The sequence below is a fragment of the Mesorhizobium sp. BHbdii genome (genome assembly GCF_053848045.1).
In genome coordinates, this window is record NZ_JBSPKX010000001.1 from 1,125,702 (window position 1) to 1,138,689 (window position 12,988).

Here is a 12,988-nt window from a genome sequence, read left to right on the forward strand (position 1 = left end):
AGTGATTCGGCAGCGAAAGGCCAGAAGTGTCTCCGTTTTGTTCTCGATCCAGGCCGGACTTACAAATCCGGTAGAACACATCTCCAAGCTGGTCCCGCGCGCGGACGTGCCGCCGCCGGGCGACACCAAGGGCAGCGAACAGGACCGCAATGACGGTGCGCCTTACGCAGTGATACTGAAGCCGTTTCTGTCGCCGCTCGGCATTCCCTGCCAGGCGCCGCCCTGGGGCTATGTCGCGGGCGTCGATCTCAGGACCGGCAAGATCGTCTACAAACACCGCAACGGCACCGTCTACGACATGACTCAAGGTCGGCGTGCCAGGTTCGGCGGGCCGACGACCACCGCTGGCGGCGTTGCCTTCCTCGGTGCTGCGGTCGACGACTTTTTTCGCGTCTATGATCTGACGACCGGCAGGCAGCTCTGGCAGACCCGGCTGCCGGCCGGCGGGCAGTCGACCCCGATGACCTATACGGTCGCTGACGGACGTCAGTTCGTAGTCATCGTCGCCGGCGGCCATGGCTCGGTCGGTACTAAGCCGGGGGATTACGTGATGGCCTATACGCTGCCGAAGTAAGACATCCTTAGACTGAAAAAATCGCTCCGGCGGTCCATAGCCAATGCAGGCCGACCCGACGTTGTGGAGGGCGTCACTCATCCGTGACTGGACCATGAGGGCTTCTATCCTATGTTGCGCGGCCGAAGTACTTACCGAAGCCGAGGAGAGCGCCATGACAAAACCGAGCCCTGCCAGCCCAGCCGTCACGAGACCCGCCATTACCCAGGCGATGATAGACGCCTATGACGAATACACGCATCTGACGCTCGACCGGCGGCGCTTCATGGAACAGTTGACCAGGCTTGCCGGATCAGGTGCGGCGGCGGCCGCAATTGCGCCGCTGCTGGCGGCGAATTCGGCCCAGGCGGCAATCGTCGCGGACGACGATCCTCGCGTAAAAGGCGAGGACATCAGCTATCCCGGCAGCGGTGGCGAGATGAAGGGCTATCTGGTCAAGCCAGCGGATCAGACCGGCAAGCTCGGCACGGTCATTGTCGTGCATGAGAACAGAGGACTCAACCCGCATATACGCGACGTGGCGCGACGCGTTACGCTGGAAGGGTTCGTGGCGCTTGCGCCGGACTTCATGACGCCGCTCGGCGGCACGCCGGCCGATGAAAACAGGACGCGTGACCTGTTTTCCAAGCTCGATCCGGCACAGGTCGGCGCCAATGCGGTCGCAACAGTCGCTTTCCTCAAAGAACACGCGGATGGCAACGGCAAGGTCGGCGCGGTCGGCTTCTGCTGGGGCGGTGGCACGGTGAACATGCTGGCCGTGAACGCGCCGGACCTTGCCGCTGCCGTCGCCTATTACGGTATGCAGCCGAAGGGCGAAGACGTGCCGAAGATCAAGGCGGCGCTTATGCTGCATTATGCCGGGCTCGACACACGCATCAATGCCGGCATCGACGCCTTCAAGAAGGAACTCGATGCCGCCAAGGTCGAGTACACGGTCTATGTCTATGAAGGCGCCAATCATGCCTTCAACAATGACACGTCCGCGGCCCGCTACGACAAGAACGCGGCGGACCTCGCCTGGGGCCGGACGATCGCCTTTCTCAAGGAGAAGCTTGCCTGATCAGGCATTTGCCGGTTTGTGAAAAGCGACCCCGGCCATCACCAGCGCAATGCCGATGCAATCGATAGGGCCGGGTATCTGGCGGAGCACAATGACGCCGATCAGGGTGGCGGTGACCGGCAGCAACGACAGCATCAGCGCGAAGCTCGAGCGCGGCAGCCGCGACATGGCAAGCTGGTCGCAGATGTAGGGGATGACCGACGAGCAGATGCCGACGCCGATGGCGGCGATGAGCAGTGGCGGCGCCGAGAAAGCCGGCAGCGCATCGGTGAAGCCGACCGGCAGCACGATGAGGAAGGCGACCGCCATGGCGGCACCCAGGCCGGCGATGCCGTCGCCAGCGCCGGCGCGGGCGACGCGATGGCCAAGCACGATGTAGCCAACGAACAGCGCGCCATTGAGGAAGGCCCAGAGCAGTCCGATCGGGTCGCTTGACCATCTGACGTCGATCAGCAGCAAGGTGCCGATGACGGCGATGACAAGAGCTGCGAGATTGCGCGGGCTTCTGACGCCGACCAGCGCGACGCCGATGGTGCCGATGAATTCGATCGCCGCGACCAACGAGATCGGCAATCGGTCGAGTGCCAGGTAGAAGGAGCAATTCATCACGCCGAGACAGGCGCCAAAGGCGAGAAGCAGCAGTCGTGTCGGCCGGTCGGCGCCGGCGAAGACCGTCCAGGGCCGGGTCAGTGGCGCGAAGACGAGGGCGGCCGTGACGATGCGCAGCCAGGCCATGCCGAGCACGCCGACATGCGGGAAAAGCAGCACGGCGAAAGCCGGCCCGAGATAGTGGAACACGGCGCTGACGCCGAACCAGACATGCGGCGGCAGGGAGGTCGCCAGCTTGCCAAAGACAGGCCCGGCGAGGGCAGGGATTGCAGCCGGAGCTTGCGCTGGATCATCCATGAGATCATTATCGCAGGCAGTTTTTTGGATTTATATGGCTAATAGTCGGCCGAAGAGAATAATCTCTTTTCCAAACCAAGGAGTTTTATCTGAAACGCCTTCGAAACCAAAATACCGATCTGGATGCGGCTGACCTGAAGATCCTGCGCCTGCTGGAAAAGGATGCGCGCACCAGCACCGCCGAACTGGCGCGTTCCGTCGGCCTATCGGCGCCGAGCGTAGCCGAACGCATCAAGCGGCTGCAGGAGAGCGGCGTGATCGAGGCCTATACGGTGCGGATCAACCCGGCCGCGCTCGGCATGAAACTGTCGGCATGGCTGCGGATCAGGCCGGTGCCCGGGCAACTGGCTGTGGTGGCCGAGATCATCCGCGATTTGCCGGAAATCGCGCAATGCGATCGGGTGACCGGCGAGGACTGTTTCGTCGCGCTGGCGCATGTCGGCTCCGTGGCCGAGCTCGAACGGGTGATCGACCGCATCATTCCGTTTGCGATGACCAACACCGCGATCATCCAGTCGTCACCGGTGGTGGCGCGCTCGCCGCTGGCGGCAGTGAAGCACCAGCCCTGATGTTGAAGGAATTAAGCGCTGCCCGTCAGGCATGCCCGCGCTTCATCCGCGCCTGCTTCAGGATGGCGCGCCAGCGGACCATGGCGAAAGGGATCGGCTCGTTGTTGTTGGCGATGTGAAAGATCTCGTTGTTGAGGTTCTTCAGTGAGCGCCAGAAATCATAGTCGCTGATGCGTGGATCGGCTGCCAGCCTGTCCGCCTCGACCTTGATGTCGGTTTTCATGCACGTTCCCCGAACCGCTTCAGCTCCGCCCCGTATCAACCCGATGCGGAGGGTTTTCCAACGCCGCGCTGAGTCGTTCAACGCCTCAATTCGACTTGTTCACGTTAAAACCTTGGTAAGGTTAACGGCGGTGGGACTGCGGTTCAAGCGTCTTGCGACGAATACCGATTGAACGGCCGGCGCGCTCAGGCATCGGCAGCGCCGCATGGGCGGCGCGCATGGTTTCCACCTTGGCCAGAACATCGGCAGGGAAGGGCGCCACCTTCGGACCGGACATGTCGACATGCAGCGACAGTGATTCGGAAGTGGCAGCGAGCCAACCGTCGACATGACGAATTTCCTGGTAGGCTCTGAGCCGCTTGTCGTCATGGTCGAGCAGTTGGAAGGAGACATTGACCTTGTGGTCGAGATGCAGCTCCCTGATATAGCAGACATGGACTTCCGCCGTGTAGATGGTCAGCCGCCGCTGCTTCACATAATCCAGCCCCATCCCCATCATCTCGAACGCTTCGTCGGAACAGCGGTCGAACAGCACGTTGTAATAGGCCATATTGAGATGGCCGTTGTAGTCGATCCAGTCCTTCTCGATGGCCATGGGAGGAGAGACGAACGGGGCGGGGGTGGACATCGAAAACTTCCTTCTGGCTGGACAGAGCGTGGTCGGTGAGACTAGAGCGACGTGCGTCCAATTGGACGCACAAAGTACGCGTCTCAAGACTTTGAATCTTCTCATCGTGCTTTCCGAAAATCGATTCCGATTTTCGGGCCGATGCGATAAGCCTCCATAGATCCATAACAGGGTGGGCACTGGTCCATTCGCGGAGGAAAACATGGCTCTGAGCGACCTCAATCCGGTCGAGCGCAACGAAGAAGGGATCGCCGCTGTGCTCGGCATCCTCAAGCAGCGGCTCGGCGAGAGATTCCAGACCGGCGAGGCGATCCGCGCCCAGCACGCGCATACCACCACCTCCATTCCGACCCAGGCGCCGGATGGCGTGGCGTTTCCGGAGACGACGGTGGAGGTGCAGGAGATCGTGTCGGCCTGCGCCGCGCACCGCGTGCCGGTGATCGCCTTTGGCGTCGGCTCATCGCTGGAAGGCCACACCAACGCGCCGGGTGGCGGCATCTCTGTCGATACGTCGCGGATGAATCGCATCCTCGCGGTCAACCCGCAGGATCTCGACTGCACGGTCGAGCCCGGCGTGACGCGCGAGGATCTCAACCGGCACTTGCGCGACACCGGCCTGTTCTTTCCGATCGATCCGGGCGCCAATGCATCGCTCGGCGGCATGGCGGCGACGCGGGCGTCGGGCACCAATGCCGTGCGCTACGGCACGATGCGCGAGAATGTGTTGTCGCTGACGGCGGTGATGGCCGACGGCGAGACGGTGACGACCGGCAAGCGTGCAAAAAAGAGCTCGGCCGGCTATGATCTGACGCGGCTCCTGATCGGCTCCGAAGGCACGCTCGGCATCATCACCCAACTGACCCTGAAGCTGCAGGGCATTCCGCAGGCGATTTCGGGCGGCGTCTGCCCGTTTCCCAGCGTCGAGGCGGCCTGCAATGCGGTGATTGCGACAATCCAGATGGGCATTCCGGTGGCGCGCATCGAACTGGTCAATGCGCTGCAGATGCGGGCGATGAAGAGCTATTCGAAACTCGACTACCCGGAAAGCCCATGCCTGTTCGTCGAATTCCACGGCAGTGATGCCGGCGTTGCCGAGCAGGCCGAGACTTTCGGCATGATCGCCGAAGAATATGGCGGCGGACCATTCCTGTGGACCAGCGTCGCCGAGGAACGGACGAAGCTGTGGAAGGCCAGGCACGACGCCTATTGGTCGTCGCTGACGCTGCGGCCCGGCGCCAAGGGGCTGTCGACCGACGTCTGCGTGCCGATCTCGCGCTTTGCCGAATGCGTCACGCAAACCGAGGCCGATATCGCCGAGATGGGGTTGATCGCGCCGATCGTCGGCCATGCCGGCGACGGCAATTTCCATGTGCTGGTGCTGATGGACGTGGACGATCCGAAGGAAATCGCCGCAACGGAAGAGTTCGTCGCGCGGCTGAATATGCGGGCGATCAGCATGGACGGAACCTGCACCGGCGAGCACGGCATCGGACAAGGCAAGGTCGGCTTCCTGCGCCATGAACTCGGCCACAGCGTCGACATCATGCGCACGATCAAGCAGGCGCTCGATCCGCTAAATATTATGAACCCTGGGAAGATACTGCCGGCCGACTAGAGCTTTTTGCTCTTGGGGCGATCGATTTGCCTCTTTATCGACACGCCGATGCGGATAGAGTGCGGCTGATTTTTCATCAACTGCTCGGAGCTCATGCTCGCACGCCTGTTCGTGATCTTCGGTGGCCTTTTCGTGCTGGTGCTGTGTGCGGCGCTGGTGGTGCCGTATTTTATCGACTGGACGGGCTACCGTGCCGATTTCGAGCGCGAGGCAAGCGCCATTCTGGGCCGTAAGGTAACCGTTCAGGGCGATGCGACGGCGAAATTGCTGCCGTTTCCGTCGGTGACCTTCTCGAACGTCACTGTTGCCGGCGGCCCCGGCGGCCAGCCGGCAATGACCGTCGAGACCTTTTCGATGGATGCGGAACTGGCGCCCTTCCTGAGCGGGGAAGTGCTGATCTTCGACATGCGGCTGGTGCGGCCGAAGGCTACGATCGACATTGCCGCCGACGGCACGGTCGACTGGGCGATACGCCCGTCGTCGCCCTTCGATCCCAGCCAGATCTCGATCGAGAAGCTGACGGTGACGGACGGAGAGATCGCACTGCGCCATGCCGCCGGCGGGCGCAGCCATCTCCTTTCCGAGATCAATTCGACGATCTCTGCCAAATCGCTGGCCGGACCTTGGCGGATGGATGGTTCGCTGCGGCTCGACGGTCTGCGCAGCATGGTCGTCGCCTCCACCGGCAAGGCCGGTAGCGACGGGCAGATGCGGCTCAGGCTCAAGGCCGATCCGGACGCCTATCCGCTGGTCATCGAAGCCGACGGCAATGCCGGCATCGTCAACGGCGCGGCCATCTATTCGGGCCAGTTCAAGGTCGCAAGGTCCGACAAGAATGGTGCCGACAAGAGTTCGGCGCAGCTTCAAGGCACCGACGGTGAGTTGATGAAGGCCAGCGCAGGCAAGCCGGAGCCGGGATTCAGGCTGAACGGCAAGTTTTCGCTCGACCACCAGAAACTTGGGATCGACGAATTCCGCTTCGAGACCGGGTCGCTCGACAACCCATACACCGCCGACGGCAAGGCTGCCGTCGAGCTTGGGCCGAACCCAAGCTTTTCGATCGAAGCCGATGGCGCTCAGGTACAGTTTGATGAAGCCGTCGGCGCCGCGGCCGGCGCCGGGCTGACGCTGTCGGCGCGTGTCGCGGCGCTGGAGCAGGCTCTGCTCGAGCTGCCCAGGCCGACCATACCGGGCACCGTCGAGGTGAAGCTGCCGGCGGTGGTGGCCGGCGACACGACGGTTCGCGACGTACGCCTTTCCGCTGAGCCGGCCGATGCTGGCTGGTCAGTGAAGTCGCTGGCCGCGACACTGCCCGGCCGTGCCAGGCTGGAAGCAGATGGCATGCTCAGCGTCGAGGATCACTTCGGCTTCACCGGTTCGCTGCTTCTGGCGGTGGCGCAGCCTTCCGGCTTTGCCGCCTGGCTGTCGAGGGATGTCGACGAAGCGATCCGCCGGCTGCCGGCCGCCGGCTTCAAGGCCAAGGTCGACCTGACCGGAAAGCGCCAAGCCTTCAGCGACCTCGAACTCGTTCTCGGCAAGGCGAAATTTTCCGGTCGCATCGATTCCAGCCAGCCCGACGAGGCCAGGCCGTCGGTGCTGATGCGGCTCGAAGGTGGCGAACTCGATGTCGACGGCCTCGCCGCCTTCGCCTCGATCTTCATCAGCGACAAGGGGGCCAACCGTTTTTCCGACCGCGACCTCGATTTCCAGATCAAGGCCGGACCGGTCAGTGCCGGCGGGCTGACCGCCGATACGGTCGATACGGCGCTCAGGCTGCGCGAGGGTCTGCTCGAAATCGACCGGCTCTCGGTTGGCGGGCTCGCCGGCGCCTCGATCAGCGCCACCGGCCGGATCAAGGATTTCCCGGTGAGCCCGACCGGCAAGCTCGATGCCTCCGTAGTCGCCGTCGACCTCAAGCCGTTGGTCGATGTCGCGGCGCAGCACTATCCTAATAATGCGATGCTGAAGGGGTTGGCGGGGCGTGCGGCGGCCTATCCCGAGCTGTTCCAGGATGCGCGCGTCGATCTGGTGACGAGTGCCGCCGCCAATGGCGATGGCACGACAGGCCTGGCAGTCAGCGCGCAAGGCAAGGCCGGCGGTTCGGCGTTTTCGGCGTCGCTGTCCGGCAAAGGGGTGGCCGACCGGCTTCTCGAGGCGCCGGTGTCGCTAACCTTCAACGCCAGGAATACCGACGCCACCGCACTTCTGGCGCTTTACGGCCTGCCGGCGTTGCCACTCGGCATGCTTGGCGAGGCGACCACCGATGTCTCGGCAAAAGGCACGCTTGGCGGCGGCATGGCGACGAGCTTCAACCTCATCGGCAACGACTTCAAGGCCGGTTTCGACGGGACGATCGCGGGCACGCCAGAAGGCCCCACCGCAAAAGGCAAGGTCAGTCTGGAAGCCGCCGACATCGAGCCGTGGCTGATGACGACAGGCGTTGGCTTGCCGGGGATGGGGACAGGCATGTCGACGTGGCTTGCGGCCGACGCCGATTTCGGCAACGGCCTTCTGGTGCTGTCCAGGCTCAGCGGCGCTATCAACGAGGCGGCGGTTTCCGGCGACGTCAATGTCGACGTCAAGGACGGGCTGCCGCATCTTGCCGGCGCGCTGGCACTCGATGAACTGGATCTCGATCCGATGGCGGTGGCACTGTTTGGCGACCAGGCCTTCCTGGGCGCCGGCCGGGCTTGGCCGACCGCCCCATTCAGCCAGAAGTCCAGCCTGCCATTCACCGCCGAACTCGACCTGACCACGGTATCGCTGGCCGCCGGCCCGCTGGCCACGGCCTATGACGCAGCGCTTTCGCTGAGGCTCGATCAGGAAGGCATCCGCGTGTCGGACCTCAAGGCAAAGTTCGCCGGCGGTGCGCTTTCCGGGCTGTTCGAGCTGAAGAACAATGACGGCACCGGGCTTTTCTCCGGCCAGATGAAACTTGCCGGCGCCGATCTGGCCACCGTGCTGCCACAGGCCGGCATCAGCGGAAGCGGCGATTTCTCGGCGGCGCTCTCGACCAGCGGCAAATCGGTCGATGCGATGGTTGCGGCGCTGTCCGGTTCCGGCACGGCGGCGCTGAAGGGCTTGACCATTGCCGGTGTCAATCCCGAGGCCTTTGGCGCCTTCATCGCCAAGGCCGACGCGATCGGGCGCGATATCGATGCGGCAAAGACTGCCCGCTTCGCGCCGCAGATCGCCGCGGACGGCAGTTTTCCGGCCGGGGATATCGACATCGCCTTCACAATCGCCGGTGGCACGCTGAGGGCACCGCCGGTCAATCTTGAAAATCCGGCGGCGAAGCTGTCCGCCGACATCACGGCGGACCTGAACGCCAGCACGGTCGCCGCCAGCGGTTCGATCACTTATCGGCCCGGCGACGAGGCGCTGGTCGGCTCCGATCCGACTGTGAATTTCAGCGTCGACGGACCGTTCGGCGCCGCGAAGCGGCAATTCGACAGTGAGCCGCTGGCGCAGTTCCTGACCCAGCGCGCGCTGGAAAAGGAACAGCAGCGGGTCGAGGCCATGCAGGCGGCACTGCTTGAAAAACAGCGGCTGCGGCGCGAGGTGCGTTACTACGCGGCCCTGCAAGCCGAGCGTGAGAGGGCAGCCGAAGAATTGCGCAAACAGCAGGAGGCGGCGCGGCTGCAAGCCGAGGCAGATGCCAGGGCAAAGGCTGAAGCCGAGGCAAAGGCTCAAGCCGAAGCGGAGGCGAAGGCCAAAGCGGATGCGCAGGCGCGGGCTGAAGCCGAGGCTAAAGCCAAGGCCGAGGCGCAGGCCAGGGCTGAAGCGGAGGCCAGAGCCAAGGCGGATGCACAGGCGAAGGCTGAAGCGGAGGTCAAAGCCAAGGCGGATGCTGAGGCCAAGGCTAAGGCGGATGCCGAAACGAGAGCCAGGGCGGCGCAAAAAGCGGCGGACGAGGCGGCGGGGGCCGAAGAACAGCAACGCGGGAAGATGGAAGAGGCGATGCGGATCGCTGCGGAAGAAAAGGCAAAGCTCGACGCCGAACGCAGGGCCGCCGCTGAGCAGGCGCAGAAAATCGAGCGCGCGCCTCAGCCGCCGGCCAATGACAACCCGCCGCCAGTAGAATCCGCGCCAAAACCCACGCTTGAACCTTCGTCGATCGACAATCTGCTGAAGTCGCTGGGCGGCGGATAGCTCCACCTAGACTGGTTTCATCTTTCGCTTCGCCCAATCCAAGACGTAGAGCCTGAGCGCCGAGGACAGGTTGGCATCGCGCGGCCGGGCCTCGTCGATTTCGGCGACGAGGGCGGCGAGCGTCAGTTTGCGCGCGACCGCGATGGCGACGAGGTCGTCGAAAAACGGCTTTTCGAGCGAATAGCTGGTGCGATGGCCGCGAATGGTCACCGAGCGTTTCTCGACCGGGCTCACCGGACGTGACTCATTTCACTTCAAGCATCGGATTTATCCGAAAACCGCGGCGCACTTTTCGGTCCGATATCCGGGGAATCCGGATCGCCCGAGGCTTCGCGGCGATGGCCGGCGACAAACTTTTCTGCCTTGTCGGCGATCAGACGGTCACGCTCCCGGTCGGCCTTGGAACGGCCGTGCAGCGTCCGGTTCTGTTCGGCCAGGCGCCCCTTCTCGGCTCGTGCCTTCTGCTTGCGGGCCTGGCGGAGATTGACGATGTCGGCCATGTCGTGCGGCCCGTCGGATCACTTCTTGCGGAAGGCGTCGAGCGACACCACTTCGGCGCCTTTTGCGGCGTCGGCCGCGGCAGGCTTCTTTTCAGCCTCTGCGGCCTTCTTCTTCTCAGGCTTTTTCTCGGCGACGACGGCCAGCGGTTCGGAAGCGGGCTGGCCGCCCAGTTCCTCTTCTGCCGAGGTCTCCGTCCTCACGTCGAATTCGAGCTCGAAATTGACGGACGGGTCGTAAAAGCCGCGCACGGCCGAGAACGGGATTTCCAGCTTTTCCGGCACGTCGGAGAAAGACAGCCCGACTTCGAAGCCGGTGTCGGTCACCTTGAGGTCCCAATACTGGAACTGGATGACGATGGTCATCTGTTCGGGATAGCGCTCGCGCAAGCGGGAAGATACGCGCACGCCCGGGGCGCCGGTCAGGAAAGTGATGAAGAAATGATGGTTGCCGGGAAGGCCGGTGCGCGCGACCTCGGCCAGGACCTTGCGCATGACGCCGCGCAATGCCTCCTGGGCCAGAATGTCGTAGCGGATGTGGTCGTCGGCCATGTGGCTGTCGGGTTCCGTTGAATCGTCCGCATAGCTGTAATCAAGCTTGAGCGCGGCGTAAACCGGATATAGACGTCGGCAGCGCAGATGCGAGAGGGCATGCCTCAGATTTGATCGCTCAGGCGCCAGCGAGCGCGCTGTGCTTTTGCGCGTCGGCCGCCGGCTGCCGCTTGCCGAAGGCGCGCAGGAAGGTGCGCACGCCATGTGTCGCCGATTGCAGCACCTCGTCATCGGTCGGCGTGCCGCCAAGCATGAAGGTGGTCTGCAATTCGGCATTGGCAAGGGCGAGGAACTGGCGCGCCGCGACGTCGGGGTCCTCGATGTCGAGGAAACCGGCATGGGCGAGGCGGGCGAAACGGGCGGCGATCGCCGGCCATGTCCTGCCCGGTCCCTGTTCGCGCCATTCGGCAAAGAGCTCGGGATAGCGCTCGCCCTCGGTCTGGATCAGCTTGCGCAGGAATTTTCCGTCGCGGTTGCAGATACAGTTGCGGTTCATGCGCACAGCAAAAGCGATCAGATCGGCCTCGAGGTCCTTCGGCTGGTCCGGAAAGGTGGAAATGGTGGCGAAGATGCCGGCATTGCAGCGCTCGGTGAGGTCGCGGACGATGGCGACGAAGAGTTTCTCCTTGTCGCCATGGTGATTGTAGATCGTCTGGCGCGAAACGCCGGCCTCGGCGGCAATCATGTCGATATTGGCGCCGGCGAAGCTTTCGCGGCAGAACACCTCCCCGGCTGCGTCCATGATGGAGACGCGCTTGGCCTCGTGGCCCCGTGGCGTGATGGTGTCAGGAGAAACGCTGGCCTTCATGAAAACTATATAGAGGTGATTGACGAATTAGACAAGAGTGTCTAAATTTCTGGACTTTCCCTGAAAGAGATTTCGCTCCGCATAAGAAGTCGGAATTTCATGGGATGGAGCGTCCTTTGCATTACACGCCGGCCCGCGGCGGCAACCAGATTTGAAAGAAGCCTGCTATCATGAGTCCCCAATTCCTCCGCATCGCGATCGTGCTCGGCCTGTTGACCGCCATCGGTCCGTTTGCCATCGACATGTATCTTCCGGCGCTGCCTTCGATCGGCGCGGATCTGCAGGCCAGCACCGCTGCCGTGCAGATGAGTTTGCTGATCTTCTTCCTGTCCATGGGGTTTGGCCAGATCGTCGTCGGACCGATCTCCGACATGGTCGGGCGCAAGCTGCCGCTCTATGGCGGCCTCGCACTGTTCATGGTCGGCGGCATCGGCTCGGCGCTCGCTCCCTCGATCGAATGGCTGATCGCCTTCCGTTTCCTGCAAGGGCTCGGCGCCAGCGCAGGCATGGCGGTGCCGCGCGCCATCGTGCGTGACCTCCACACCGGCACCGACGCTGCCAAGCTGATGTCGCTCTTGATGCTGGTGTTTTCGGTGTCGCCTATCTTGGCACCGCTGACCGGTAGCGTGATCATCGAGAATTTCGGCTGGCGTGCCGTGTTCTGGACGGTAACGGGTGGGGCGGTGCTCGCCACCATCTTGCTGGCGACCTCGCTCAAGGAGACGCGGCCGGTCGACGCGCGTGCAGGCAGTTCGTTCGGCACCGCGCTCACGGCCTATCGCTTCCTGATGGGCGACCGCAACTTCCTCGGCCTGGCGTCTATCGGCGGCTTCGGGATCGCGAGCTTCTTCGTCTATCTGTCGAGCTCCTCCTTCATCCTGATCAACCATTACGGGCTGTCGCCGTCGGTCTACAGCGTGTTCTTCTCGATCAACGCGGTCGCCTTCATCGGCATGTCGCAGTTGACGGGGGTGCTGTCCGAACGGTTCGGGCTAAGGCCCGTGGTGCGGGTCGCGGTGGTCGGCTATGCGACGACGATGGTGGTGCTGTTCGCGGTGATGGCGTCCGGCGTCGACCGGCTCGACGTGATGGCGGTGCTGCTGTTCGTCGGCTACGGGTTCCTCGGCCTGGTGATCCCGACGACTTCGGTGCTGGCCATGGAGGAGCATGGCGCGATCGCCGGCACGGCCTCGGCGCTGATGGGCACGCTGCACTTCGCGATCGGTGCGGTCGCCATGGGCATCGCCGGCGTGTTCTTCGACGGCACGCCGCTGCCGATGGTGACCGGCATCACGCTTTGCGCGGTGATCTCGTTCGTGCTGGCCAAGGTGACGCTTGGCCGTGGGCGGGAGGTTGTCGAAGCGCCGGCAGAGTAGATGCTTTCCAGCGAGAGCATGAAAAGGC

General features: G+C 63.5%; 13 protein-coding genes. 6 read left to right on the forward strand and 7 right to left on the reverse strand.

Annotation, left to right across the window (positions count from 1 at the left end; all coding sequences use genetic code 11):
* Position 1: 1 nt before the first annotated feature.
* A complete protein-coding gene (locus ACWTU8_RS05475; protein ID WP_455848392.1) occupies positions 2–574 on the forward strand; it encodes a hypothetical protein in 573 nt (190 codons plus the stop codon).
* Positions 575–728: 154 nt separating this feature from the next.
* Positions 729–1,634 carry a dienelactone hydrolase family protein gene (locus ACWTU8_RS05480; RefSeq protein WP_455847328.1) on the forward strand — a complete coding sequence of 302 codons (906 nt, stop codon included), beginning with the start codon at positions 729–731 and terminating at the stop codon, positions 1,632–1,634.
* Here the strand turns inward: ACWTU8_RS05480 and ACWTU8_RS05485 are convergent, their stop codons facing one another.
* Positions 1,635–2,540, reverse strand: a complete 906-nt coding sequence (locus ACWTU8_RS05485; RefSeq protein ID WP_455847329.1) for an EamA family transporter — start codon at positions 2,538–2,540, stop codon at positions 1,635–1,637.
* An 89-nt stretch (positions 2,541–2,629) separates the two neighbouring features.
* Here ACWTU8_RS05485 and ACWTU8_RS05490 point away from each other — a divergent pair, with 89 nt between their 5' ends.
* Entirely contained in the window at positions 2,630–3,109 is a 480-nt protein-coding gene (locus ACWTU8_RS05490) for an Lrp/AsnC family transcriptional regulator (protein WP_455848393.1), read from the forward strand.
* Between the two features lie 25 nt (positions 3,110–3,134).
* On the opposite strand, the gene ACWTU8_RS05495 is transcribed toward ACWTU8_RS05490, so the two are convergent.
* Complete coding sequence (locus ACWTU8_RS05495) at positions 3,135–3,332, reverse strand: hypothetical protein (RefSeq protein ID WP_065010285.1); 198 nt, start codon at positions 3,330–3,332, stop codon at positions 3,135–3,137.
* A gap of 121 nt (positions 3,333–3,453) precedes the next feature.
* Entirely contained in the window at positions 3,454–3,960 is a 507-nt protein-coding gene (locus ACWTU8_RS05500) for a thioesterase family protein (RefSeq protein ID WP_455847330.1), read from the reverse strand.
* A 202-nt stretch (positions 3,961–4,162) separates the two neighbouring features.
* On the opposite strand from ACWTU8_RS05500, the gene ACWTU8_RS05505 reads away from it, so the two are divergent.
* Both ACWTU8_RS05505 and ACWTU8_RS05510 read left to right on the forward strand, forming a co-directional pair.
* Positions 4,163–5,575: an FAD-binding oxidoreductase gene (locus ACWTU8_RS05505; RefSeq protein ID WP_455847331.1), complete on the forward strand. Its 1,413-nt coding sequence runs from the start codon at positions 4,163–4,165 to the stop codon at positions 5,573–5,575.
* A 93-nt stretch (positions 5,576–5,668) separates the two neighbouring features.
* A complete protein-coding gene (locus ACWTU8_RS05510; RefSeq protein ID WP_455847332.1) occupies positions 5,669–9,727 on the forward strand; it encodes an AsmA family protein in 4,059 nt (1,352 codons plus the stop codon).
* A 6-nt stretch (positions 9,728–9,733) separates the two neighbouring features.
* Here the strand turns inward: ACWTU8_RS05510 and ACWTU8_RS05515 are convergent, their stop codons facing one another.
* The 4 genes from ACWTU8_RS05515 to ACWTU8_RS05530 all read right to left on the reverse strand — a co-directional run bounded on the left by ACWTU8_RS05515 (position 9,734) and on the right by ACWTU8_RS05530 (position 11,584).
* Positions 9,734–9,961: a ribbon-helix-helix domain-containing protein gene (locus ACWTU8_RS05515; RefSeq protein WP_029351392.1), complete on the reverse strand. Its 228-nt coding sequence runs from the start codon at positions 9,959–9,961 to the stop codon at positions 9,734–9,736.
* 20 nt (positions 9,962–9,981) lie between these two features.
* Positions 9,982–10,227 (reverse strand): DUF4169 family protein, encoded by a 246-nt coding sequence (locus ACWTU8_RS05520; protein ID WP_455847333.1) that lies wholly within the window; start codon positions 10,225–10,227, stop codon positions 9,982–9,984.
* Between the two features lie 18 nt (positions 10,228–10,245).
* Positions 10,246–10,776 carry an SspB family protein gene (locus tag ACWTU8_RS05525; protein ID WP_029351388.1) on the reverse strand — a complete coding sequence of 177 codons (531 nt, stop codon included), beginning with the start codon at positions 10,774–10,776 and terminating at the stop codon, positions 10,246–10,248.
* Positions 10,777–10,894: 118 nt separating this feature from the next.
* The gene (locus tag ACWTU8_RS05530) at positions 10,895–11,584 is read right to left on the reverse strand and encodes a TetR/AcrR family transcriptional regulator (protein WP_455847334.1); all 690 of its coding nucleotides are present in this window, start codon (positions 11,582–11,584) and stop codon (positions 10,895–10,897) included.
* Positions 11,585–11,754: 170 nt separating this feature from the next.
* Between ACWTU8_RS05530 and ACWTU8_RS05535 the strand changes: the two genes are divergently transcribed.
* Positions 11,755–12,960: a multidrug effflux MFS transporter gene (locus ACWTU8_RS05535; protein WP_455847335.1), complete on the forward strand. Its 1,206-nt coding sequence runs from the start codon at positions 11,755–11,757 to the stop codon at positions 12,958–12,960.
* The last annotated feature ends 28 nt before the right edge of the window (positions 12,961–12,988 follow it).